Raw genomic sequence first — 25,296 nt, 5'->3', positions numbered from 1 at the left:
ATGTCGCTCATTCACGGCGGAGTGCGGTTCACCCCCACCCGCGCCGGGATCGTCAACCTGTGGGACTACCGCGACCAGGAGTTCTGTTTCGCGGACGGCAGATTGGTCCTGCGCGGGCCGAACGGGTCGGGCAAGACCAAAGCGCTGGAGGTGCTGTTCCCCTTCGTTCTGGACGGACGGATCGAGCCGCGCAGGCTGAACCCGTTCGCGGGCGAGGAACGCACGATGAAGTCGAACCTGCTCTACCGCAAGCAGGACTCGGCGTACTCCTATGTCTGGATGGAGTTCGCGCGCGGTCGCTGGGAAGACCCCGAGGCGGTCACCGTCGGCATCGGCATGCGCGCCACCCGTTCCTCGGACAAGGTGACCCGCTGGTATTTCGTCGCCGAGGGCCGGGTCGGGATCGACTTCTCCCTGATCGGCGCGGACGATCGGCCGTTCACCCGCAAGCAGCTGGCCGAGCAGATCGGCACCGACTCGATCGTCGACCGGCCGGTGGACTATCGCAACGCGATCGACGCTCGCATGTTCGGCCTCGGGACGCAGCGCTACGACCAGCTGATCAATCTGATCCTCACGCTGCGCCGCCCGCAGCTGGCCAAGAACCTCGACCCGCGCGGTTTGTCGCAGGCGCTCACCGACGGCCTGCGCCCGCTCGACGAGCAACTGATCCTGGACGCCGCTCGCTCGTTCAGCGATATGGAGGAGGTCGGCCGGACCCTGGAGGGTTTGGTGCACGCCGACACGGCGACCAGGGCTTTCGTCGAGGTGTATCGCAAATACCTCGCGGTTCAAGCGAAGACGGATGTCGACCAGGTGCGGGCGCGGCTCGACGCGGTGACCCACGCGAGCACCGCGCTGTTCGCCGCCACCGCGCTGCGCGAGCGCAGGGAGACCGAGCGTGCCACGGCCGAGGCTCGGGCCGAGGACGCCGACCGCGCCTACGAGCAGGCAATCGCCGACCGGGAGAATCTCCAGCGTTCCAGCGCCTACGAGGGCAAACAGCAGCTCGACGACCTGGCCGACGCGGTGCGTCGCCTGGAGACCTCGGCGGGCGTGCACGCCGACAAGGCGCTCAAGTCCCGCCAGACCCTGGACCAGCGGACCCAGGAGGCCGAGCGCGCACGCACCGCGGTGCGCACCGCCGCCGCCGCGCTCGCCCGCGGCGAGGACGACCTGCGCGCCGCCGCCGAGGAGGCGGGGATCGCATGGACGCCGCTGCCGGAGTCGACGCGGGCCGAGCAGCTCACCGCGGCGGTGCGCGGGCACGCCGAGGAGCGCGACGTCGATGTGCGCGCGGTGCGCAAGGCGGTGGGCGCGGTGGACACCGCTGCCGCCGAACGCACCAGGGCCGAGCGGCTGGCCGAGCGCGCGCGGGAACTGCGTGATGCCGCCGCGGCGGAGGTCGCGCACGCCGAAGCGACGGTCGCCTTGACCCGCTCCGAGGCCGCGGCCGCGTTGCGGACCTGGTGGGACGAGCACCGCGCGGTCTACACCCCGGTGCGCACCGGCCTGTTGGAAGCGCTGAACTCGGCGCTGGCCGAGGCCGGTTCGGATGCGCCCACCGTGGCCGAAGTGCTGTCCGATCGCACGGAATCCCTGCTCGAGGAGACCCGCACCCGCCGCCAAGAGGCACGCGCCCAGGTGGCCTCGGCCACGGCCCGCGTCGAGGAGCTGACCGCCGAACTCGAGCGGGTCGCGGCCCGGCGCGACGACGCGCCACCGGTATTCGCGGGCCGCTCCGGCCGGACCGGTGACCGGTCCGGCGCCGCGCTGTGGCGGCTGGTGCGCTTCGCCGACGACGTGCCGCCCGAGGCCGCGGCGGGCATCGAGGCCGCGCTGCACGCGGCGAATCTGCTGGACGCCTGGGTGTGCCCGGAAGGCGAGCTGCCGCCGGACTACGAATCCGATCAGTTCCTGCTGCCGCTGCCCGCATCGGACCGCCCGGCCGGTCGCACGCTCGCCGACGTGCTTATCGTGGAAGACGATTCGGACACGCTGGCGGTGCCGCGGCAGGTCGTGGCCGATGTGCTCGCTTCCATCGCCCTGCACGAGGACGCGGGCGAGCCGAGCGGCGCGGTGACGATCGGAGCGAACGGCGCGTTCCGGCAAGGCGTGCAGATCGGCCGCCACCGCAAGACCGACGCGGAATTCATCGGCGCCACCGCGCGAGCCAGACGCCGCGAGCTCCGCTCGGCCGAGTTGACCGCGGCGGTGGCGGCCGCCGAGGCGGACCGGAGCGCCGCCGGACAGCGGGAGGCCGCCGCCACCGCCGAACTCGCGCGAATCTCCGCCGCCGCCAAGGCGCTTCCGCGTCCGACCGCGGTGACCACGGCGCTGCGCGCGGTGTCAGAGGCCGCGGGCGTGCTGCGGTCGCGTGCGGAGGCCGCCGCCCACGCCGAGCGCGAACTCGACCAGGCGGTCGCGGACGTGTCCGCCGCGGAGAAGAAACTACGCGCCGCCGCCACCGCACACCGCACACCGCGCACGGCGCGCGAGATCGACGCCCTCGCCGCCGCCATCCGGCACTTCGAGAACACCGGCACGGGATTGCTGCGGTTGCGCGGCGACCACGAGCGGGAACGAGAGCGCGAACGCGAAGCCGACGACCGCTTGACCGAAGCCACCGACCTGGCCGAGGCGTTCGCGGAAGAGGCCGAGGCCGCGCGCACCGGATACCAGGAGCAATTGCGCAAGCTCGAGACCCTGCGCGATGCCCTCGGCGCAGGCGCGGCCGACATCGACCGCGAATTGGAGCAGGCCCGGCAGCGGATCGAGGCGACCAAGGTCGAGCAGAAGGCCGCGCGCAAGGCCGCAAACCAGGCCATCGAGGCGGTCGGCGACGCCGAAGCCGCGTACCGTACCGCGCACGAGTCGCTGGCCACCGCGCTGACCGAGGTGCTGGCGGAGGTGAAAGCCCTCGCGCCGTACGCTCAGCCGGATCTGCTCACGCTGCTCGGCGCCCCCGCCGACGGACGCTGGCCCGGCAGCGACGCCGCGTGGTCGACGCCCGAGCAACTGCTGTACCGGATCGCGACGGCGGGGCCGGAGGCGTCACCGCGGGTGCTGCCGGACGAAGTCGCCGCGCTGTTCGACAGCCTCTCGGCGGCCACGGCGGCGGTGCGCGCGAGCGAGGCGACGCGCAAGTCCACGCGCACGGCGGTGACCGGGGCGTTGCAGGAGTTCGACGCGGCGTTGGCCGGCTCGGGCCGCGATTACCGGTTGCAATGGGACGCCGCCGACGGCCTCACCGTCGTCCAGGTGCACGACGAACACGGGGTTTCCGCGCTGGCCGACTTCGCCGCCCGTGTCGACGCCGCCCGGCGGGATCAGGAACTGCTGCTGACCGACGCCGAGCGCCGCATCCTGGAGGATGCCCTGTTGACCGGCCTGGCCCAGCAGATCCACGAACGCACCAGCGACGCGCGCGATCTCATCGCCAGGATGGGCGCGGAGATGAAGCAGCGGCGGATGTCCTCGGGCAACACCATCGGCGTGCACTGGGTGCTGGCCGACAGCCTGTCCGACGCGGCGCGGGCGATGTGCAAGCTGCTCGACCGGGACGCGTCGGCGCTGACGGCGGAGGATCTCGCGGCGATCCGGGCGCACTTCGCCTCCGAGATCAGGGCGGCGCGGGCGGCGCACCCGGAACGCTCCTACCCCGAGATCCTGGCCGCGACCCTGGACTATCGCACCTGGCGGGTGTTCTCGTTCACTTTGATCTCCGCCGACGGCAGCGAGGACAAGCTCACCGTGGCCAGGCACAGCGCGCTGTCCGGCGGCGAGCAGTCGGTGTCGCTGCACCTGCCGCTGTTCGCCGCGGCGCACGTCATGCTCGATTCCGCCGACCCGCAGGCCCCGCGCCTACTGGCCCTGGACGAGGCGTTCGCGGGCGTCGACGACAACGGCCGCAGCGAATTGCTCGGACTGAGTGTGCAATTCGATCTCGATCTGTTCATGACCGGCTACGACCTGTGGATCACCTATCCGCATGTCCCGGCGTGCGCGCACTACGACTTGGCGCACTCGGCGGCCGAGAACACCGTCAGCGCGACACTGCTGGTGTGGGACAGCGGCGACCTGCTCGCCGAACACGACGGAACGGATCTCACCGCCGCGCTCGGCTCCCCCGACCGGCGCAGGCTTCCCACCACGATCGAGGGCGGGCTGGAACTCACGCCGGTGAGCTGATCGCCTCCGGGCCGGGTTGATCGACGGCTCGGTCCGGGAGGTCGCAGCGGGCCGCCTTCGAAGTGGCCGTATTCTGCCGAACCGACCCGATCACCGCACGCTGGCGTCGGGGAGCATGGGCGGGCACGGTGTGCCCGGCGCGGTCTGCAGCTCGAAATGCCAGTACTCGTTCTCGAACGAGCGGCAGAGCCCCCATCGGTAGCCGTTCGTCTCGAGCCACCGCGCGCCCTGTTGCGGACCGACATCGATGGCGTCTCCGGACACGTGGGTGGACTCCTCCGGCGGCAGGACCCAGCGGCGCGCGTTGTCCGGCCCGTAGGTCGCCACACCGTCCTCCCACAGCGCCTGCTGCTCGGCGGGCGTCCGGTACCCGGACGTGATGGACAGCGGCACCCCCTGCGCGTGCGCCTCGCGTTCGGCCAACGTGTAGGCCAGCGCCAGCTTGGGATCGAGCCCTTCGGTTCCCGTCGCCGAACCCACCGACTCGCGCTGCTCGATGGCGACTGCCATGTCGGCCTGCGCCTCCCCCGCCGAAAAACCGACCGCGACCAGCGCCGGAAGCACTGCCACCGATAGTCCCGCCGCCACCCGACTCCGCCCAGCATTCCCGAACACCATGCGCCGATGCTATCGCTTGCGATCACCTATGCCGGATATGCCCCGATCGCAACGCGCTCCCGCGCTACCGGGGCAGGACTTTCGCGGTGACCGGCGCACGGCAGGAGGCAGGTCGCCGCCGCACCGGAGCCGGCTCGGCAGCCCGGGCGGTGCGGAGGCTTCACGCGGATGCGGGGATCGTGTCCTTCGCGAGCTCGCGGTAGTACTCGCTCGACGCCATCAGCTCGTCATGGGTTCCGATCGCTTCCACACGTCCGCCGTCGAGCACCACGACACTGTCCACGTCCCGAATCGTCGAATACCGATGGGCGGCCACGAGAACGGTGCAACGTCCGCGCAGTTCGCGCAACGTCCGCAAGACAGCCGCCTCGCTGATCGGGTCCAGGTTCGACGTCGGTTCGTCCAGCAGAAGCAGGTCGGGCTCGGTCAGCAACGCGCGTGCGATCGCCAAACGCTGCCGCTCGCCGCCCGACAGGGACTGTCCGTGCTCGCCGGCCTGCGCGTCCATGCCGCCGTCGAGCCGGGCGAGGACATCCTCGAAACCGGCGAGCTCGACCGCGCGCTCGACCTGCCGCTGGGTGGCGTGCGGATGGGCGTAGGTGAGGTTCTCCCGCACCGAACCGTGCAGGATCGGAGCGCCTTGCTCCACGAAGGCGATGCGACGCCGATAGGGAGGCAGATGGAGGCGAGACACGTCGTGACCATCGAGGAGGATCACGCCGCCATCGGGCTCATAGAAACGCTCGATCAGGGACAACACCGTGCTTTTACCACTGCCGGATCGACCGACCAACGCGACTTGTTCGCCACCCGGCACCGTGAAAGACACTTCGTCGAGCGCTCGGCGTGACGGCTCATAGGAAAAGGTGAGCGTGCGGAGTTCTACCGTGGCCGGTCTGCGCCGCCCATCGTGCACCACCGCCTGCCCCTTCCCGAGACCGGTCAGCGTGGCGGGACCCTCGGTACCGGTGTCGTCTTCGATGTCGACCCGAAGCGCTTCGGCGACGCGCTGGAACGCACCCATCCCTTTCTGTATCGATCCCAGCAGCGAGATGGCGCCGGCGAGCGGTGTGGCCAGAAATGTGGCGTACAGCAAGAACCCGACCAGTTCACCGACTTCCATCCGGTCGCCCGCCACGCGAATACCACCGATCAGCAGCAGAGCGAGAAACGACCCGTTGACCGCCGCCGAACTCGCCGGGCGGATGATCGCCTCCATGCGCGCGGCGCGGACACCGCTGTGCAACGCCTCGGCCGCCTTCGCGGTGAGGCGAGCCGCTTCCCGGTCCGCAGCGGAACTCGCGCGCACCGTTCGCAGTGAACTCAGGGCTCGTTCGGTGTCGGCGGCGAGTTCTCCCACACCGGTCTGCGCGCTCTCCGAGGCGGTCCTGATCCCCGCCAGAGCAGCCGCCACCAGCAATCCTGCCGTGGCGATGGTGACCAGGGTCACCACGGTCATGAACGGACTGAGCCAGACCATGGCCGCCAACGCCGTGATCGCCGAGACCACCGATATTCCCAACTGCACCACGCTCGTCACCGCGTGCTCGCGCATCGCCGAGGTATCGGCGCCCAGTCTGGATGTCAGATCCCCGATCCGCATGCGGTCCAGTACCGGCATTCGCACCCGCAGCAAGCGCTCGACGACACGCGCACGCAGATCGAATACCACTCGTTCGCTGGTGCGCGACACGAGAAAGTCGCCGCAGGTCTCGAACAGCGCCTGTGCGACGAACACCACGACGAGCGATGCCACGAGCCCGGCTACCGCGTGCCGACCGGCTACCGCGTCGATGATCCGCATGGTCACCCAAGGCTGCACGAGGCCCGCGCCGGTACCCGCCAGCAGCAACAGGGCACCGGCACTGACTTCCCTTGCGTGCCGCCGCAGTAGAGCGGCCAGATCGCGGTACCGAACTCGGTCCTCGCGCCGCAATTCCGACACTTCACCCCCCTGTGTCCGACCGATGAAGCAGATATCGATCCACTGCCATAGTCGTACGGTTCAGGGTAGGCGAACAAGTTCATTCCGGCTTCGAACGGTGCGTGGGCGGACAAATCATCCGCTTCCGCCTCGGCGTGTTGCGAGACACAAGATCGACTTCAGCCGGGGCATCCAACTGGCGCACTACTCCACATGCAGCGCACTGCAGGTGTGGACAACAGTCAGCGAATTCCACAGAAAACTCCACAACTTGGGATAATGCTCATCTGCTATGTCCGTTATGCGGCCAATTGTCCTCTTGCGGCAAACATTTCGCCGATCCTGGAACGAGTGATGTCCACAATCTGTGGATGTGTTGTGGATCACTACTGTAGTCAACCCGCTACCAATCGCGAATTGGCCGCCGATAAGCGAATTTTGGGTGATTTGTGCCCTGTCGCAGACAACCGGAGGGATGAGATCGAGCCTCCGCGAGAAACTTTCGCGAGGCGATGTGTCCCTTTCGGCCAGTATGTCAGGCATACCCGGACTCGGGCATCAGTACGGACATATTCCGCGAATCCCCGCGATCCGGGCGCGGCGAACCATTTCGAGTCGTAGACACACCGCGGGCGGCCGTGGCTCGCGCCGCCAGCCGCCCGTGAATCGGGTGAATCATCCACAGATGTCGGGAATTTCACATTCCCTCCCCAGTCATGTGAAGATCGGCCGCATCAGACGATACGGACCGGTCACATTCCCGGCGGGCCGCCCAGCGCGCTCGGACGCGACGGCGGCGCGGTCATCCGCACACCTGCCCGGCGAATCGACTCCGCCGCTTCCCTGTTGCGCGCGATCCGCTCCAGGATCGCACCGCCGTGCGCGCGGGCATACGCGAGCGCCAGCCTGATCTTGCTCGCGTGCAGGTCCGATTTGGCGCTGAGCACGGCGATCCGGCGTTCCAGCGGTCCGTCCAATTCGCGCAGGCGCGCAACGACTTCCCAAACCTCCGGACCGGCCGTCAACGCGGCGCGCCGGTCGTGCAGCGGGCCGCGGAAGACGATTCCGGGGTGGTCGAGCTGGTCGACGCCTTCGTGGATCAGCCGATCGAGCAGTGTGGTACAGCTGGTTCCCTCACGGGCAGCGCGATCGGCCAACCGGGAGGCGGCCGACTCGGTGATACACAACGCCGTCGGTACTGGCCTGGACGTGCTCATAGCTCTCCTCGACCTGCATCGGTGCGGAAATCGACGAAGTTCTTCGCTAAGCGTGCCCGCTGCGACCGCACCACCGCCCCGGTGATCGGGGTGACATCGTCGTGTCCGGGCCTGCCCGGCAGGCCCGGACGACGGCTCAGACGCGCTCTTTGGAGCGGGTGCGCACGCGCAGCGCGATCGGCTTCTGCGTTTCGGCGAAGAAGTCGTTGCCCTTGTCGTCGACGACGATGAACGCCGGGAAGTCCTCGACCTCGATCTTCCAGACGGCTTCCATGCCCAGTTCGGGGTATTCGAGCACCTCGACCGACTTGATGCAGTCCAGCGCCAGCCGCGCCGCGGGCCCGCCGATCGAACCGAGATAGAAGCCGCCGTGTTCCTTGCACGCCTTGGTGACCTGCGCGGAACGGTTGCCCTTGGCGAGCATGACGAACGAGCCGCCCGCCGCCTGGAACTGGTCGACGTAGGAGTCCATCCGGCCCGCGGTGGTCGGGCCGAACGAGCCGGACGCGTAACCCTCCGGCGTCTTGGCCGGGCCCGCGTAGTAGACGGCCATGTCGCGCAGATAGTCCGGCATCGGCTCGCCCGCGTCGAGCCGCTCCTTGATCTTGGCGTGCGCGATGTCCCGGGCGACGACCAGCGGGCCGGTCAGCGAAAGCCTGGTCTTCACCGGATATTTGGACAATTCGGCACGGATCTCGTCCATCGGCCGGTTCAGGTCCACGCGCACCACGTCGCCACCGAGGATCGCGTCGGTCTGCTCGGGCAGGTACTGCGCGGGCTCGCGCTCGAGCTGCTCCAGGAACACACCCTCGGCGGTGATCTTGGCCAGCGCCTGCCGGTCGGCCGAGCAGGACACCGCGATGGCGACCGGGCAGCTGGCGCCGTGCCGGGGCAAACGCACGACCCGCACGTCGTGGCAGAAGTACTTGCCGCCGAACTGGGCGCCGATACCGAAGGACTGGGTCAGCTTGAAGACCTCTTCCTCCAGTTCCAGATCACGGAAGGCGTGCGCCGACAGCGAGCCCTCGGTGGGCAGGTTGTCGAGGTAGTGCGCGGAGGCGTATTTCGCCGTCTTCAAAGCGAACTCGGCGCTGGTGCCGCCGATCACGACAGCGAGGTGGTACGGCGGGCAAGCCGCGGTGCCGAGCGAGCGGATCTTCTCGTCGAGGAACTCCAGCATCCGCGCGGGGTTCAGGACGGCTTTGGTCTCCTGGTACAGGAACGACTTGTTCGCCGACCCGCCGCCCTTGGCCATGAACAGGAACTTGTAGGCGGGGTTCGCCGGATCGCCCGCGGTGGAGTACAGCTCGATCTGCGCGGGCAGGTTCGAACCGGTGTTCTTCTCCTCCCACATGGTGATCGGCGCCAGCTGCGAGTACCGCAGATTCAACTTGGTGTAGGCGTCGAACACGCCCCTGCTGATCCATTCCGCATCGTCGGCGCCGGTCAGCACGCCCTCGGACTTCTTGCCCATCACGATCGCGGTGCCGGTGTCCTGGCACATCGGCAGGACGCCGCCCGCGGAGATGTTGACGTTCTTGAGCAGATCCAGCGCGACGAAGCGGTCGTTGCCGCTGGACTCGGGGTCGTCGATGATCTTGCGCAACTGGCCCAGATGCGCCGGACGCAGGAAGTGACTGATGTCGTGCATCGCCGTTTCGGTGAGCAGCCGCAGCGCCTCCGGGGCGACCTGCAAGAAGGTGCGCCCGTTGTGCTCGAACGTGCTGACGCCCTCCGTCGTGAGCAACCGGTAGGGGGTATCGTCCGCGCCGATGGGCAGCAGGTCTGAATAACGGAACTCCGGCGCGGTCACCAGTCGCACTCCTTCGAACGGGCCCGAACACCGCGAACGGCCGGGCTGGTCACGAGCACAGCGAGCCTAGTCACCGCCGCGCACGCCCTGCTGGTTAGGCAACCCTATCTCGGACAGTTGGCCAGCAAAGGTTGCACGTTCAACCCCGGTGATGCTACCTCTCATCTCTGAGAAAGCGTTCGGGCGGCCGAGTCCGGCCGCGCGCGGACCGTTCCGCGCCGCACATCGCGACACGGAACGATCTTGGGACAAATCGGAGTTTGGAGCGCTGTCGTGACCGATCCCCAATGGCTCGATGACGTCGAGATGCGCGCCTGGCTGGGTTTCGTGCGCACCCGCGACCTCATCGCCGCGGCGGTCGGGCGGGATTCCACCAAGGAGTCCAACCTCACCTACGTCGAATACTCGGTGCTGGCCTATCTGGCCGAGTCACCGGACCACCGGCTCACCTTCGCCGATCTGGCGGCCAAGCTCGAGTGGTCGCAGAGCAGGCTCTCCCACCAGATCACCCGCATGGAGAAACGGGAGCTGGTCGTCCGTGAGCCGATCCCCGACGACGCCCGCCGCACCGCCGCCAAGCTCACCCCGTTCGGCGCCGATGTGCTCACCGACGCCGCGCCCGCGCACGTGCAGAGCGTGCGCAGGCACATGATCGACATCCTCGATCGCCAGCAGCTCGCCGCCCTGGCAGACATCTACGACACCTTGCTCGCGCACCACCGGCGGGCGGCGGCCGAGAGCTGACCGCTCAGGCGGGCGTGGCCGCGTGGTCCGCCGGACCGCTTGCCGCGGAGCGGTTTTCGGGCAGCCCGAGCGCTCGCTCGAACCCGGCGGGCACCACCACGTCCGAGCGGTCCAGATCGCCGACGCTCGTCTTGCGCAGACCCAGCAGCGCCGAATCGATGCCGCCGCGCAGGATGTCCAGCACGTTCTCCACGCCGGCCTGCCCGTTCGCGGCCAGGCCCCAGAGATAGGCGCGCCCGATCATGACCGCCCGCGCACCCAGCGCGACGGCCTTCACCACGTCGCTGCCGCGCCGGATGCCGCCGTCGAGCAGCACCTCGATCTGCGAGCCCACCGCGTCCGCCAGCACCGGCAGCGCGCGGATCGCGGCGGGGGTGCCGTCGAGATTGTTGCCGCCGTGGTTGGACACCGAGATCGCCGCCACACCCGCGTCGACCGCACGCAGCGCGTCGTCCACCCGCATGACGCCCTTGAGCAGCACCGGGCCTTCCCACTGCTCGCAGACCCAGCGCACATCGGCCCAGTCCGGCGCGGGCGTGCCCATCCATTCGCCGTAGGCGCCGAAGAAACCCGGCGCGGGCGCGTCGCCGATGGCCATGTTGGGCGCGGTGAGATCCGGAATGCTGCCCGACCGCGCATAGGTCGCCAGCCACCGGGGACGCGCCAGGGTCTGCGGCGCGAACTTCAGCATCGTGCGCAGGTCCAGCTTCTCCGGGATGACCGGGCTGCCCCAGTCCCGCCCGTGCGAGAACGACCAGTCCAGCGTCAGGATCAACCCGACCGCGCCGGCCCGCTTGGCCCGGTCCATCCGCTGCAGGATCTCGTCCTTGCCGCCACACCAGTACAACTGGAAGAAGGTCGTCGGGTTGGCCGCGATCACTTCTTCGATCGGCTTGCTGGCGAACGAACTCAGGCCCATGGCGATGCCGCGCGCCGCGGCCGCCCTGGCGACGGCGACCTCACCGTCGGGATGCACCGCCTGCACACCGGTCGGCGAGATCAGCACCGGCATCGAAAGCTGTTGTCCCAGTACGGTCGTGGACTGGTCGCGCGCGCCGATCGGCCCGGCCACGTGCGGCGCGAAACCCAGTTCGGTGAACGCCCGCTGATTGTCCTCGATGGTCTGGCCGCGCTCGGAGCCTGCGATCAACGCGCCGTACACCGATTTCGGCAGGCGCTTCTTCGCCCGCCGCTGCGCTTCGGCGACGGTCTCGAACCACGGGTTCATGTTGCGGTCCTTTCCGGGGAGTTCTCCGGCCACCAGTGCCGGGTTCGGTCGAGCAGGTCGGTGCTCAGGTGATCGAGCAGTGCCGCGCCCTCGGCGGCGGTCGCGCCCGCCGGGTCGCCGAGCACGCCGTTGGCGCTGACCGCGCGCACTCCGCCGCTACGCAGCAGCGGCAGCAGTTCGGCCAGCGGGCGGGTGTCCCCGGCCGCGGCGCGGTCGGCGTGCACTCGCTCGGGCGCGAGGGCCAGTTGCAGCGCCGTCTCCGACCGGCCCGCGTGCGGGTCGCCGTCGAAGCGCGGCAGGTACACGCGCACGTCACGCGATTCGGCGCGCAGCAGATCCTCGGCCCGGCGCAGCGGTTCGATGTTGCCGCCGTGCCAGTTGACCAGCAGGATCCGCTCGAAGGCTTCGGTCGCCGAGCGGCACAGCTCGACCACCAGCAGTTCCAGCGCCGCCTGCCCGATCGACAGCGTGCCGGGAAAGCCCGCGTGCTCGCCGCTGGCGCCGTACGGGATCGCCGGTGCGGCGAGCACGTCCGCGCGCGCCGCGGCCAGCCGGGCGCACAATGCCGCGGCGATGTCGGTGTCGGTGGACAGCGGCAGATGCGGGCCGTGTTGCTCGGTCGCGCCGACCGCGACGGCAAGGATCGCACCCGCGGTGGCGCGCACGCCCGCCTCGGGCCAGGTGAGATCCGCCAACATGCGGCGAGATTATCGTCAGTCACTGACAAAATCAAGGGCCGTGGCGGCCGAGCACAATCGAACAATGCTGGAGAACCGGGCCAGGCGCGGCCGCCCACGCGGCACCACCAAACGCGAACTCGAACTGATCGCGATGCGACTGTTCAGCGAACAGGGCTTCGACGAGACCACCGTCGAGCAGATCGCCGTCGCCGCCGGCATCAGCGGACGCACTTTCTTCCGGTACTTCCCCACCAAGGCGGAGGTGCTCTGGTCGCAGTTCGATGATGAGGTCGCCGCACTGCGCGCCGCGTTCGCGACGGTGCCTGACGACGTTCCGATGATGACCGCGGTGCGCCGAGTCGTGGTCGAAGCCAACAAATATCGCGCCGAGGACGTTCCGGAACTGCGCACCCGGATGCAGTTGGTCGCGAACATCCCCGCGCTGGCCGCCACCGCGGGCGCGCACTACGACGCCTGGGAGCGCGCCGTGAGCGCGTTCGCTGCGGGCCGGCTCGGCGAACCGGAGGACGGGCTCATCCCGCTCGCCGTCGGCCGGACCACGCTGGCGGCGGCGCGCGCCGCGTTCGACGCCTGGCTGACCCGCGCGGACGCGGACCTCACGGTGTATTTGGACGAGGCGCTCGCAGCGCTGGAACGCGGATTCGCTACGGTGCCGTGAGGCACTCCCGCACTCGAACATCAGGCGAACAACCGGCAGGTTTCGTCGGCGACTCGGGTGGGGTATGACTAGGCTCGGAATCGGCACGCGCCGAATGCACAGAGATCCCGACTGAACCGTCGAAAGGGGCAGGAGTCCATGTCCGAGGTGTCCATGAGCCTTTCGGCGGATTCCCTGACCGCGGGACCGATCGATCAATTGCTCCCGCAACTCGTCGAGCACCTGCGCCAGAACCGCACCGCGCTGCGTGAAGAGTGGGCCCGCCGCATCGCCGACGCCCAACTGCTCACCGCCATGACCCCGGAGGAGATCTTCTCCGAGGCGACCTCGATCTACGACGGCTACGTCGACGTGCTCGAGACCGGTAGCGTCGAAGCGCTGCAGGCGTACGCGCGGGACCTGTCCGAACGCATCATCCCGAGAGGCGTCGAGACCGACGAGGTCATCGGCATCGTGCTTCTGCTGCGCGACGTGCTCGCACGCAGCCTTTTCGAGAAGTACCAGTCGGACTTCGAACTCCTCAACAAGGTGCTCGACGCCTACGAACCGGCCGCCAACCGCATCGCCAACACCGTGACCGTGTCCTTCGTCCAGGAGCGCGAGCGCGTCATCCGGCAGCAGCAGGAAGCCATTCGCGAGCTGTCCACGCCGGTGCTGCAGGTGCGCGAACAGCTGTTGATCCTGCCCATCATCGGCGTGCTGGACAGTCAGCGCGCCCGCCAGCTCACCGAGCAGTTGCTGCGCGCCATCCGGGCCAACCGCGCGAAGGTCGTCGTCATCGACATCACCGGTGTCCCCCAGATCGACTCCACCGTGGCCAACCATCTGGTGCAGACCGTCGACGCGTCCGGCCTGATGGGCGCGAACGTGATCATCACCGGGTTGTCCTCGGAGATCGCGCTCACCCTGGTCACCATCGGCCTGGATCTGTCGAAGATGAACGCGGTCGGCGACCTGCAGGGCGGTATCGAAGAAGCGGAACGTCTGCTGGGCTACGAGGTTTCCCGCGTGACCGAACGGGTCACCGAACGCGACGGCCGCTGATCGGGCGCGCCACATGCCGGTTCCGATTCTCAAACAAGGGACGTATCTCATCGCGTCGGTGCAGTCGGCGCTGACGGACGCCGATACCGAGCGCCTGCAGGACGACCTGATGAAACAGGTCAGCAAATACCGGGCACACGGCATCATCGTCGATGTCACCGCGATCGACGTGATGGATTCGTTCGCCGCGAGATCGTTGCGTACCATCGCGCACATGACGCAGCTGCGCGGCGCCGAAACGGTGATCGTCGGTCTGCAACCGGAAGTCGCGTTCGCCATGGTGCAGCTCGGTCTCACCTTCGAGGACATGCACACCGCCCTCGATCTGGAAGAGGGACTCGCCTGGTTGGACCGCAAGATCCCAGCCCGTCGCCAGCGAGACGGTCGTGACAGTGGCCGCTGAGAACGTGGTGATCGCGGTCAGGGTGTCCGGAGACATCGTGACCGCACGTCAAGCCGGACGCGAACTGGCAGCGAAACTCGGATTCACCCTCACCGACCGCACGATGATCTCCACGGCGATCTCCGAGATCGCCCGCAACATCACCAGTTACGCGGGCAGCGGCGAGATCCGTCTGCTCGTCGACGACCGGGAGGGCCGTCAGGCCCTGGTGGTGCAGGCCGAGGACCAGGGGCCCGGCATCATCGACATCGCCAGAGCATTGGAGGACGGCTACTCCACCGGACGCGGGCTCGGGCTCGGTCTGCCCGGCGCCCGGCGGTTGATGGACCGGCTGACCGTGGATTCCGCGCCGGGTCGCGGCACGCTGGTGGAGATGTGGAAGTGGGTACCGAACGGTGCATGAGGACGGGTTCATCGGCCGGATCGAGTGGGCGGTGGCCGGACGCGCACTGCCGGGTCAACAGGTCTCCGGTGACCGCGGTGTCGTCCTCGACGCCGGTGGCGGCACCGTCCTCTTCGCGGTCCTCGACGGGCTCGGGCACGGCGCCGCCGCGGCGGACGCGGCCGATCGCGCCGCGCGGGTGCTGTCGGAGAACCGCGCCGAACCGCTGGACGTGCTGATGGTGTTGTGCCATCGGGCGATGGCCGACACCCGGGGGGCGGCGATCTCGCTGGCCCTGTTCGACGAGGGCGACACGGTGCGCTGGCTCGGCGTCGGCAATGTCGAATCGCAGGTGCTCACCGCGGGTCCGGCGGGCAGCCCGAAGGTGCACGCCACCGTCCTGCTGACCGCGGGCATCGTCGGCTATCGCCTTCCGGCCAACCTCCAGCCGCAGTCGGTCGCGGTCCGTCCCGGTGACCTGCTGTTGATGTCCACCGACGGTATCGTCACCGAATCCGCCTCGACCATCGACCTTTCCAAGTCCACCGCCGACATCACCGCCGACATGCTCGCCCGGCACGCCAAAGACACCGACGACGCGCTGGTGCTCGCGGCGCGGCACCGCGGTGCGGGAGGGACGGCCAAATGAGCGCCCTGCTGGCCGACTTCCTGGACGACTATGGCGATGCGCTACGGCGGCACATGGATTCGCCGACCCAGGCCGGTCTCGCCGAGGGCTACGAGCTGGGCAGGCGGGCCCTGGTCGAAGGCATCAGCCTGCTCGACCTCACGGAGAACCACTTCCGCGTGGTCCAGGAAGCGGAGGAACAGCGACAGAAGGACGCGGCCGCCGAGGGCCGCGAACTCGCGGCACGCCTACCGGAAACCGCGCTGGAATTCCTGTTGCAGACCCTGGTTCCGCTGGACATCGCGACCCGCGGCTATCTGGACGGCACCCGCCGCTACGAGCAGCAGCGCACCCGCGCCGACGATCTGGCCGGACGCGACGCGTTCCGCACGGCGCTGGTGGAATCGCTGCAGGACGGCTTCTTCGTCGCCGACGCGCAGGGCACCATCATCGAGGTCAACACCGCCTTCGGCGCCTTGACCGGCTACGGCGCCGCGGGCATCCCCTATCCGCTGCCGCATCCGTGGTCGAGCCCGGACGGTCCGCGCTATCCCGACCTCGGTACCGAGGCACAGCGCTTCGTCATCCCGATCCGGCACCGCGACGGGCGCAATGTATGGCTCGCGGTGAGCACCAGCGCCCTGATCAAGCCGGAGGACAACGAGCGGATCTTCGTCGGCACGCTCCGTGACATCACCGCCGAACACGACGCGCAGGCGCGCGACCAGGCCGCGTCCCGGCTCGCCACGGCTGTCGGCGCGGCCACCAGTGTGGTCGAAGTGCTCGCCGTCGGGCTCGACGAGCTGCGCCGTACCGTGGGCGCGGAAACCGCGGTGGTGGCGGTGTGGCCAAGCCGCAACGCCGTGCCGGAGGTGTACGTCTCCGGCACGGGCGCCGACCGCACTTCGCACGACGGCGCCGCGTCCCTCGACGACGGGTCGCGCGCCCTGCTGGAGCGGGCCAGACGCAGGCCGCCACGCAGCCTGCTGGCCATTCCGGACGGAGCCGAGAGCTCCGAGGGCATCGTCGCTCCGCTCGGCGAGACCGGCGACGCGGCGGTGTGGTTGCGCTTCGCCGCACCCCGGGCGATCAGTGCCGCGGACTGGACGCTGTTCTCCTTGTTGATCGGTCATCTCAGTCTCGCCGTGCAGCGGGCGCGCAACTTCGACCAGGCCCGCGCCACCTCGCTGACCCTCCAGCGCGCCATGCTCGGCCCGATCGATCTGCCGCCGCGTTTCTCGGTGCACTACGAGCCGGCGCTGCCGCCGCTGGAGATCGGCGGCGACTGGTACGACGTGGTGCCGCTGCGCGACGGCACCATCGGCGTCGTGGTCGGCGACTGCGTTGGTCGTGGCTTGTCCGCCGCGGTCGTGATGGGACAGTTGCGAACCGCCGCCCGTGCGCTGCTGCTGCGCGGCGCGGGACCTGCGCAGCTGCTCGCCGAACTCGACACCGTCGCCGCGCGCATCCCCGGCGCCATGTGCACCACCGTCTGCGCCGCCGTGCTGGACCCGGTGCGCGGTCTGGTCCGCTACAGCAGCGCCGGTCACATGCCACCGATCCTCGCCGACGTCGCCAGGACCGGCAGGCTGCTGGAAGGCGGGCGCTCGGTGCCGCTGGCGACCTTCGATCCGCCGCGCAGGCCGGAGGCCACCACGGCGCTCACACCCGGTTCGACCCTGGTGCTGTTCACCGACGGTTTGGTCGAACAGCGCGGCGTCGACATCGACGAGGGGTTCGCCAAGATCGCCGCGGTCCTCGCCGACACCTCGGGACGGCTGCCGCGCGAAGTGGCCGACGCGGTGCTATCGCGCCTGCGGCCGTCCGCGGGGTACGACGACGACGTCGCCATGGTGGTCTACCGCCAGCCGCCCGCACCGCTGCGGCTGGACGTGCCCGCGCGCGCGGACGAGCTCGCGGCCCTGCGGCGCACGCTGAAGGGCTGGCTGGCCGCCGCGGCGGTGCCGCACGACTTGGCCGCCGATCTGGTCGCGGCGGCCAACGAGGCATGCAGCAACAGCATCGAGCACGCCTACCGCAACGACGACACCGGCCGGGTGCGGATGTCGGCCACCTGCGACATCGACACCGTCGTCATCGTGGTCGCCGACGCGGGCGGCTGGAAGCCACGGGCATCCGATCCCGGGTATCGCGGCCGCGGTATCGACATGATGCGCGCCCTGACCGAGGAACTCGACATCGACCACTCGGAATCGGGGACGACCGTGCGGATGTCGGTGACGCTGCCCGCGATCACCTTCCCGGTGGCCAATCCGTTGCGCGGGACGAACCGGCGCGTTCCCGGCTGAGGACTCGCCTTGCGCTGAGCGCAGCGGCGGGCCGAACTCCGTAGATCCGGTATTGCATGCCCCGATACGGGTTACCGGATTCCGCCCATTCGCTGACGATCATGCAGAACGCGCCGTCGAACCTGCTGTCCGGGTGGACATAACAACCATAGAGGCGCGGCACGATATCGGGACCGCCCGGCGCCCAGAAAGATCCTTTCACCGGGCGGTAAGTCCAGGCTGTGCGCCAGTTGTCGGTGATCCTCCTGGCCACCTTGACGAAGGCACCGTAGGCCCCGGCGTCGAATCCCGACATCACCCAATTCCCTTGGATCCGCCGCAATCCGATCTCGCCTAGTTTCGTGTCGTCGGCCAGGATGCCGAAACGCGGATCGCCGCCCGGATCCCGGCCCCAGCCCCAATCCTGTCCGTTCCAGCCCCATCCTTGCCAGGCCGCCGGGTCGATGAGCGCGGCATGGCTCTCGCGTACCCGCCACAGCAGCATGTTCTTGTTCCGGGCCAGTCCGCCGGTGGAGATGACGTAGACGTAGCCGTCGCCACCGCGTTCCCACGAGATCATCGTGCGTTTGCCGCCGTAGGCGCTGGTCGACCACCGCACGGCGGTATCGGTCCAGCTCTCGCCGTTGTCGTCGGAATACCGGATCTCGCACCACCGCTCGTTCGCCAATCCCTGGGTGACCATCACCCACAGATAGATCCGGCTGCCGATGGTGATGGCGTCGCAGGGCAGAACCGTGGAGTACTGGGGATTGTCGTGCGGGTAGTCCCAGAGTTGCCGGGCATCCCGCGCCGCCGATCGGAATTCGATCGGTGCGGACACGTCGTGGGTGCCGCTGCGCAACAGCATCGGGGAACGCCAATTCGGCCCTCCCACCGCGGGTTCGGCGCCGGAGAACGTGTCACCGAGCAGGTATCCGATCTCACCGCTCGGCATGCGGAAGGGGATGAACAGATCCGAGCCTCCGATGTCGGCCATCGGCAGCGGGTTCAGGTTTGCGATCTTGGGCATCGCCGGATCCTGTCGATTCTCGGAGCGTCGCTGATGGATCGGCTCGTAGGGATCACCGCGAGTGTGCACGGGCTGTTCACCAGTATCGGCTGCCGATGGCTGCGACGTTGCTGATTCGGGCGGATGAGGGCACGCGAGAATGCGGAAACCGACTGTGCAGCTTGTATTCCGGCAGCTCGTTCCGGTGATGGGCCGCGCGATATAAGTGGCCGAGAATCCTTTTCGGGTGCCGCTTCGGATGTGCACGGTGTTCGCCGACGGCTGGGAACGCGGGATCAGCTGGTGCCGACCGAACGACCCGACGGTGTCGATTCCATCGGGCCGCGGACCCCCGATGACGTGCGGGCGTGCCGTCGCCGCGGTGCGATTCCGCGCCGGTGCGACACCCTCGGCGCGTAGACCGGCCATCACCGCTCCGGACGCCGTGTTTGGGCGGCCGCACAGCGGGTAAATCGCGCACTGCCATACCGGGCCAGCACACCCACGGATCGGACGGAAGGTATGTCCGAAAGAGACACCCCCGACGAAGAACATCCCGCCCCCGATGCCGCGGACAGCGGACACAGCGGCGACATCGCACAACCCCACGGCACCGACGAATCCGGTCCGATCGTCGCCGCCGAGGCCGAAGCCGCCCGTGCGCGCAGTGCGGAGTTCCCCCTGGGCCGACCCGGGCGTCCCTTCGATCGGCGCTCGCCGTTCATGATCGGGATGACCGGAGCCGCCGGTGTCGCGGTGACCTACGCCGCTATTCGCACGGTGCTCGCGGCGGGCCAGACGCTGATCCTGATCGTGGTGGCGTTGTTCCTGGCCGTCGGGATGGAGCCGTTGGTGTCCCGGCTGGCACGGCCCCGGTTCCCGCGCTGGGCCGCGGTGACGACCGTCTACCTGGTCGGGCTCGGCCTGTTCGCCGGATTCCTCGCCGCGGCGATACCACCGCTGGTCACGCAGGGTGAGGCGCTCGCGCACAACGCGCCCGATTACGTCACTCACCTCGCCGACCGCTATCCCTACATCGGCAGCCTCGACCAGCGATTCCACCTGCAAGACCGGCTGCGGCGAACACTCGAATCGGACTCCTCCGGCTTGACCACCGGGGTGCTGGACGCCGGGCGCGCGGTGTTCTCGATCGTCAGCAGCACGGTCGTCATCGCGGTGCTGACCGCCTACTTCATGGCGAACTTCACCCGCGTGCGCGCTTCGGTCTACCGGCTCTTCCCCCACTCGCGCCGCTCCCGCGCCATTCTGATCGGCGACGAGATCTTCGCCAAGGTCGGCGGCTACATCCTGGGCAACCTGGTCATCTCGCTGATCACCGCCGTCCTGACCGGCATCTGGCTGCTCATCTTCGACGTGCCGTACCCACTGCTGCTGGCAGTGCTGGTAGCTGTGCTCGACCTGATCCCGATCGTCGGTTCGACGCTCGCCGGGGTGATCGTCGCGCTGGTCGCGTTGACCGTCTCCCTGCCGGTCGCGGTGGCGACCGTCGCGTTCTTCATCGCGTTGCGCCTGTTCGAGGACTACGTTCTGGTGCCACGCATCATCGGCCGCGCGGTGCACGTACCCGCGCTCGTGACCGTGGTGGCGGTGCTGCTCGGTGGCGCGTTGCTCGGGATCATCGGGGCGTTGCTGGCCATCCCCGTCGCCGCGGCCGTCCTGTTGATCATGCGCGAGACCGTCCTGCCCTCACTCGACGAGCGATGAGCGAGACCGGGTGGCGGCCACATTCCCGGTAACCTCGGTATCACTGTGTCCGGCGCAGCATGCGGATGACGGCGCTGTCGATGACCGCCCGCTCCGCGTCGGCGGATCCGGCCCGCTTCGCGCGCCGCAGCGCCGCGGCGACAGTCGTACCGTTCTCGAAGGCGGTCACCACGCGTGGATCGACATAGGACGCCTGGGCGACGGCCGGGGTATTGCCGAGTGCGGCTGCGACCTCGTCCATGACCTCCCGGACCGCACGCTTGCGCGCACGCAGGTTCGACGGCCGTTCGATCGAACCGAGCGCGGCCGCGGCCAGGACGGTCGCCTGCCAGGTGCGCAGGTCTTTGACGCTGCACTCGCAGGCGGCGAGTTCTTGGAAGCGCGCGTTGATGTCGTCGGCGCGCAGTTCGCCGTAGCGGTCGCCGTCCCGGTACACCAAGAGCCGATCGGATTCCGTCCTGCCGCGCTGCAGTGATCGAACGGCTTTGGCCAGCAATGGGTCTCGGACGCTCACTCGTCGCCGGATACCGCCCTTGGCGCGATAGTCGAAGAGCATCTGCTCCCCCGACACCCGGACCTGCTCGCGCAGCAATGTCGCGACTCCCCTGGTGCCGTGCTCCTCGGCGTACTCCTCGCCCCCGACCCGGAACACTCCGCGATCCACCAGATCGATCGCCACCGCTTCCACCCGCCGCCGGGCCGAGCCGCGCAGGGCGAGATCCTCCCGGACCTGCGCGCGGACCTCCGGCAGGCGGCCCGCCAAGGCCAGGACCCGGTCGAACTTCTCCTCGTCTCGCTCCTTGCGCCACTGCTCGTGGTACAGGTACTGGCGGCGGCCCGCGGCATCGACGCCGACGGCTTGGATGTGACCGTTCTCGTGCGCGCAGATCCACACCTTTCGCCAGGCCGGCGGAATCGCCAACCCGCGGACGCGCTCCAGTGTCGCGTCGTCCCGCACCGGTTCGCCGTGCACGGTGCGATAGCCGAACCCGCGTCCACGCCGGACGCGTCGCAGTCCGCCGTCGTACGGTCGGCTACGACGCAATCGTATGCTCACATCACATAGCTGCCCTGTCCTGGACAGGCGAAACAGTTCGAGGCGCCAGGACCCGGCAGGACGACCCGGCGCGGCACGTGTTCGGTGATCCAGCCGGAGAGTTACGGGGCCGGCGGGACGAAGGGCTGGTTGACGGTGGTGAAGTACTGCACCAGAGCGGCAACGGCGATCGGCGCGGTGACGAAGAGCTGACCGGCGAGTGTGCCCAGAGCCCCCACGGCCAGGATTCCGCCCAGACAGCCGACGGCGGCGGCCGGGATGAACGGGCCGAACATGCCGACGATCGTCGCGGCCGCGACGGTCGCTCCCGCGATGCCGCCGAGCACGCAGCCGACCAGGCCGCCACCGAGGCCACCGGCGACGGTGCCGATCGCGGCGCCCGTCGCGATGGTGTCCTTCAGCCGGGTGAATGCCGCGACCTCCCGCTCATACGGCGTTCGCCAACGCGCCGAGTCCTCGAACGGCAGGGCGACCGGGCGGTACGCCGCGTGCTGGAGGTCGAACAACGGTGTGAGCGTGGCGGTCCGGCCGCCGATGTCGGCCGCGATCGGGAAAACGAAGTCGTCGACACGGAATTCCAGCGGCGTGCCCGCGAGCACGGTGCCGTCGTTCGCCGCGATCGCGAACACTCCGTTCTCGGCCTGCAACGAGCCGGAGTCGATCCGGACGACCACGCTCTCGGCGGAAGCGGTCGCGGTGTAGTTCACGGCTTGCCCACCGGCTTCCGGTGGCGCGGCGCCTACGTTTCCGGCCGGAACGCAGGCAATCGCGACAGCGAGCGTCGATATCGTGGCGATCTTGCGCACAACCATGTCCGTCAGTCCTGCCGCACCGTGCCCAGCACGGCCCCGCTGTTCGCGTCGACGGCGGCCGCCGCGAGCAGCCCGCGCCGACCGGGAAGTACACGGCGAATAGCGACTTTCATAGGAAAACCTCCTGCGGGAATAGTGATCTCGAAGACGAAGATCACCTTCGCAAGCGAAGGCTTAAGACAGCCTGAAGTCGCCTGAAAACCGGTTCAGGCAAACGTTTCTCTGTCATTGTCGGGCCGACGGCGTTAAGGTCGGTGACGGGTCGGGGTTTCCGGGGGTTTTCGCATTCGTTTCCGTCGGTCAGTCCCGACGCTGCCCGCGTCGGCTGTGCCCGCTGCTCAGCTGTCGCCGAGGCGCGAGGGTGGGTGCGCTCGATCCCCTCCGAATGCACCCACCTTCCCCGAGCACATGTTCGCCGCTGCCAGTCGATCGAACCGGTGCACCAACGCCCGGCCACAAAGGTTCATTCGGCGACGAACTCCGCCTCACGCTCCACCGCCTCGATGGTCCGGCGCGGCACCTGGATCGGACCGGGCGTGTAGGTGACAGCTCGCAGCACACCGGTGTAGCGGAAAGTGCCGCGGCGTTCGCGCAGTTCCCACGCCACAGGACCGCGAGCGTCGACGCCGACGGAAATCCCCGTCCACGGCGACATACCGACCAGCTGGACTCGATCCACCAGCCGCGCGACCTGGACGCCATCGAGCTCGATGACGAAATCCCACCGCAGCCGGGGCCGCACCGTGGCGCGCACGGTGATGTGCCGCGTTCCTTCCGCGAGGGTGCGCGTGGTGACGCTGTCGTAGCGGCCGTAGCTGTTGACACCGAACGTCACCCGGTCGTTCTCGAGGTAGAGCACATAGCCGCCCAGCGGGTCACCGTGCGCGACGAGAACCCCTTCGTCGCCGGACGCGTACCCGGCGAGTTCCGCCTCGATGACGAAGTCCCGATAGGCGATCAATCGCTGCGAGCGATACCGCTCCAGGGTCGGGGTGCCCGGCAGCAGCCGGACAGGCGCGGCGAATCGGTCCTCCTCCGGCCGCCGCCGTGCCAGATCCTGGCGCGTGAGCAAGGGGAACACGGTATTCGCCCAGGCGGATTCGTCCCATGCGGCGGCCAGTTCCGCGACCTTCTCCGGGAACCGCTCGGAAAGATCGTGCAGCTCCGTCGGATCGGCGCGAACGTCGAACAGCTGCCATCTCGGCTCATCGATATCGGTCCCGGGCTCGTACAGCGACAGCAGTTTCCATCCGTCGCGATAGAAGCCGCGATTGCCGACCATCTCCGAGTACTGCTCGGTGTGCTCGGACACCGCATGGGGGTCACGCAGCGTCCGCACGGCCGAGACGCCGTCGAACTCCTTGGCGGGCAGCCCGTTGCGTACGCCCGGCCGCCGCAATCCGGCCAGTTCCAGCAAGGTCGGCGCGAGATCGGTGACGTAGGTGTACTCGTGCCGGATGCCGTTGTCGCCCGCGCCGCGCGGCAGCCCCTTGGGCCAGGAGATCACGAACGGCACGCGTACGCCGCCCGCGAAGGTCTGGCCCTTGTAGAAGCGGAACGGCGTATTGGACGCCTGGCCCCACCCGCGCGGATAGTGGACACCCAGCTTCGCTGTGCCGATCAGGTCCTCGTCGTGCGGGACGTCGCCGATCCAGTCCGGATCGGTGATGTGGGCGAACTCCGCGAAGTAGGTGCGGGTGCCTTCCGGCCCGCCCTCGGCGGTGCCGCCGTTGTCCGAGGTGAACACCACGATGGTGTTGTCGAGCTCGCCGAGTTGTTCGAGCGTGTCGACGAGGCGTCCCAGGCTCTGGTCGATGCTGTCGACCATGCCCGCGTACACCTCCATGTACCGCGCGAATCGCCGCTGCTGCGCGGGAGTCAGCGAATCCCACTCCGCCGCTTCGTAACCCGGCTCGGTGTTGCGGGGCTTCTGCTGGGTGCCCGCGGGAAAGAGGCCCTGGGCGAGTTGGGCGGCGAACCGGCTCCTGCGCAGATCGTCCCACCCCTTCGCGTAGCGGCCGCGGTATTTGGCCAGGTCCGCGGGCTTGGCCTGCAACGGACCGTGCATGGCGACGTGCGCGAAGTACAAGAAGAACGGCTTGGTGGCGTCGTGCGCGCGCAGATCCTTGAGGTAGGCGATGGCCTTGTCGGTCAGATCGTCGGTGAGGTAGTACCCCTCCGGGTACTCCTCGATGTCGACGACCGAGGAGTCCGACACCAGCTGGTTCGGGTAGTAGAAGGAGTTGAGGCCCTCGAGCGAGCCGTAGTAGCGGTCGAAGCCGCGCTGGGTCGGCCAGGAATCCCGGTGCGCGGCCGGGTTCATCGTGGCGTCGCGCACCAGGTGCCATTTGCCGACGGCATAGGTGGCGTAACCGTTGCCGCGCAGGATCTCCGGCAGTGTCAGCACGTCGTCCGCCAGTTCCAGGCGCAGCCCCGGATATCCGGGATCGGCGTTGGCGACGAAGCCGAAGCCGGCGCGGTGGGCGTTGATGCCGGTCAGCAGCGACGCGCGCGACGGCGAGCACAGCGGAGTGGTGTGGTAGTTGGTCAGCCGGAGGCCGTCGGCGGCCAGGCGGTCCAGCGTCGGCGTCTCGATCTCGGAGCCGAACGGGCCGATGTCGCTGTACCCCATGTCGTCGATCAGCACCACGACGATGTTGGGAGCTCCCTCGGGAGCGGTGGGCGGATAGCTCCACTCCGGTGTCGAATCTGCCGTGGTGCGGCCGACGGAGCCGCCGAAGTCGTCATAGCCGCGAGCATGGGGTGGAACAGGCATTCGTGCAGTCAAAGCCACCTTCGCCCGGGTCACCACTCTATCGCGCATCGTGCGCCGAACGGATGACCCGGTGGTCCG

The 25,296-nt window shown here is 68.8% G+C and carries 19 protein-coding genes; 9 read left to right on the top strand and 10 right to left on the bottom strand.

Annotated features, from left to right (window positions below):
• On the top strand, positions 1–4,191 hold the full coding sequence (locus tag ACIA5H_RS22580) for a TIGR02680 family protein (RefSeq protein ID WP_397077266.1): 4,191 nt from the start codon (positions 1–3) through the stop codon (positions 4,189–4,191).
• A gap of 90 nt (positions 4,192–4,281) precedes the next feature.
• Here ACIA5H_RS22580 and ACIA5H_RS22575 read toward each other — a convergent pair whose 3' ends face one another.
• From ACIA5H_RS22575 to ACIA5H_RS22560, 4 genes are all read right to left on the bottom strand, one after another.
• Positions 4,282–4,701, bottom strand: a complete 420-nt coding sequence (locus ACIA5H_RS22575; protein WP_355077684.1) for a M15 family metallopeptidase — start codon at positions 4,699–4,701, stop codon at positions 4,282–4,284.
• Between the two features lie 268 nt (positions 4,702–4,969).
• On the bottom strand, positions 4,970–6,754 hold the full coding sequence (locus ACIA5H_RS22570; protein ID WP_397077265.1) for an ABC transporter ATP-binding protein: 1,785 nt from the start codon (positions 6,752–6,754) through the stop codon (positions 4,970–4,972).
• 731 nt (positions 6,755–7,485) lie between these two features.
• A complete protein-coding gene (locus ACIA5H_RS22565) occupies positions 7,486–7,950 on the bottom strand; it encodes a hypothetical protein (protein WP_379251763.1) in 465 nt (154 codons plus the stop codon).
• Positions 7,951–8,086: 136 nt separating this feature from the next.
• Positions 8,087–9,763, bottom strand: coding sequence for a fumarate hydratase (locus ACIA5H_RS22560; RefSeq protein ID WP_356962016.1), 1,677 nt, complete (start codon positions 9,761–9,763; stop codon positions 8,087–8,089).
• 273 nt (positions 9,764–10,036) lie between these two features.
• Here ACIA5H_RS22560 and ACIA5H_RS22555 point away from each other — a divergent pair, with 273 nt between their 5' ends.
• On the top strand, positions 10,037–10,507 hold the full coding sequence (locus ACIA5H_RS22555) for a MarR family winged helix-turn-helix transcriptional regulator (RefSeq protein ID WP_379251764.1): 471 nt from the start codon (positions 10,037–10,039) through the stop codon (positions 10,505–10,507).
• A gap of 4 nt (positions 10,508–10,511) precedes the next feature.
• On the opposite strand, the gene mftD is transcribed toward ACIA5H_RS22555, so the two are convergent.
• A complete protein-coding gene (mftD, locus tag ACIA5H_RS22550) occupies positions 10,512–11,735 on the bottom strand; it encodes a pre-mycofactocin synthase MftD (RefSeq protein ID WP_379251765.1) in 1,224 nt (407 codons plus the stop codon).
• The gene (gene mftE / locus ACIA5H_RS22545; protein WP_364428402.1) at positions 11,732–12,433 is read right to left on the bottom strand and encodes a mycofactocin biosynthesis peptidyl-dipeptidase MftE; all 702 of its coding nucleotides are present in this window, start codon (positions 12,431–12,433) and stop codon (positions 11,732–11,734) included. Before mftE ends, mftD begins: the two co-directional genes overlap by 4 nt.
• A 64-nt stretch (positions 12,434–12,497) precedes the next feature.
• Between mftE and mftR the strand changes: the two genes are divergently transcribed.
• The 6 genes from mftR to ACIA5H_RS22515 all read left to right on the top strand — a co-directional run bounded on the left by mftR (position 12,498) and on the right by ACIA5H_RS22515 (position 17,860).
• Complete coding sequence (gene mftR, locus ACIA5H_RS22540; RefSeq protein ID WP_355077481.1) at positions 12,498–13,094, top strand: mycofactocin system transcriptional regulator; 597 nt, start codon at positions 12,498–12,500, stop codon at positions 13,092–13,094.
• Positions 13,095–13,232: 138 nt separating this feature from the next.
• Positions 13,233–14,138: an STAS domain-containing protein gene (locus ACIA5H_RS22535; RefSeq protein ID WP_039798458.1), complete on the top strand. Its 906-nt coding sequence runs from the start codon at positions 13,233–13,235 to the stop codon at positions 14,136–14,138.
• A gap of 13 nt (positions 14,139–14,151) precedes the next feature.
• Positions 14,152–14,541 (top strand): STAS domain-containing protein, encoded by a 390-nt coding sequence (locus ACIA5H_RS22530; protein WP_039798459.1) that lies wholly within the window; start codon positions 14,152–14,154, stop codon positions 14,539–14,541.
• The gene (locus tag ACIA5H_RS22525; protein WP_051020806.1) at positions 14,531–14,944 is read left to right on the top strand and encodes an ATP-binding protein; all 414 of its coding nucleotides are present in this window, start codon (positions 14,531–14,533) and stop codon (positions 14,942–14,944) included. Before ACIA5H_RS22530 ends, ACIA5H_RS22525 begins: the two co-directional genes overlap by 11 nt.
• Positions 14,937–15,572 carry a SpoIIE family protein phosphatase gene (locus ACIA5H_RS22520; RefSeq protein WP_379251767.1) on the top strand — a complete coding sequence of 212 codons (636 nt, stop codon included), beginning with the start codon at positions 14,937–14,939 and terminating at the stop codon, positions 15,570–15,572. The genes ACIA5H_RS22525 and ACIA5H_RS22520 overlap by 8 nt, the downstream gene beginning before the upstream one ends.
• Positions 15,569–17,860: a SpoIIE family protein phosphatase gene (locus ACIA5H_RS22515; RefSeq protein WP_379251768.1), complete on the top strand. Its 2,292-nt coding sequence runs from the start codon at positions 15,569–15,571 to the stop codon at positions 17,858–17,860. Before ACIA5H_RS22520 ends, ACIA5H_RS22515 begins: the two co-directional genes overlap by 4 nt.
• Here ACIA5H_RS22515 and ACIA5H_RS22510 read toward each other — a convergent pair.
• Entirely contained in the window at positions 17,805–18,869 is a 1,065-nt protein-coding gene (locus ACIA5H_RS22510) for a DUF4185 domain-containing protein (protein WP_397077264.1), read from the bottom strand. The two genes, ACIA5H_RS22515 and ACIA5H_RS22510, sit on opposite strands and share 56 nt — an antisense overlap.
• A 501-nt stretch (positions 18,870–19,370) precedes the next feature.
• Between ACIA5H_RS22510 and ACIA5H_RS22505 the strand changes: the two genes are divergently transcribed.
• The gene (locus ACIA5H_RS22505; protein ID WP_397077263.1) at positions 19,371–20,573 is read left to right on the top strand and encodes an AI-2E family transporter; all 1,203 of its coding nucleotides are present in this window, start codon (positions 19,371–19,373) and stop codon (positions 20,571–20,573) included.
• Positions 20,574–20,613: 40 nt separating this feature from the next.
• On the opposite strand, the gene ACIA5H_RS22500 is transcribed toward ACIA5H_RS22505, so the two are convergent.
• The 3 genes from ACIA5H_RS22500 to ACIA5H_RS22490 all read right to left on the bottom strand — a co-directional run bounded on the left by ACIA5H_RS22500 (position 20,614) and on the right by ACIA5H_RS22490 (position 25,218).
• Positions 20,614–21,624: a DNA topoisomerase IB gene (locus ACIA5H_RS22500; protein WP_379251917.1), complete on the bottom strand. Its 1,011-nt coding sequence runs from the start codon at positions 21,622–21,624 to the stop codon at positions 20,614–20,616.
• 107 nt (positions 21,625–21,731) lie between these two features.
• Positions 21,732–22,442 carry a hypothetical protein gene (locus ACIA5H_RS22495; protein WP_379251770.1) on the bottom strand — a complete coding sequence of 237 codons (711 nt, stop codon included), beginning with the start codon at positions 22,440–22,442 and terminating at the stop codon, positions 21,732–21,734.
• Positions 22,443–22,905: 463 nt separating this feature from the next.
• On the bottom strand, positions 22,906–25,218 hold the full coding sequence (locus tag ACIA5H_RS22490; RefSeq protein ID WP_397077262.1) for an arylsulfatase: 2,313 nt from the start codon (positions 25,216–25,218) through the stop codon (positions 22,906–22,908).
• Between the last annotated feature and the right edge of the window lie 78 nt (positions 25,219–25,296).

The organism is Nocardia sp. NPDC051900, assembly GCF_044452545.1.
Taxonomy (GTDB): Bacteria; Actinomycetota; Actinomycetes; order Mycobacteriales; family Mycobacteriaceae; genus Nocardia; species Nocardia sichangensis.
This window is presented reverse-complemented; position numbering and strand designations above follow the sequence as displayed.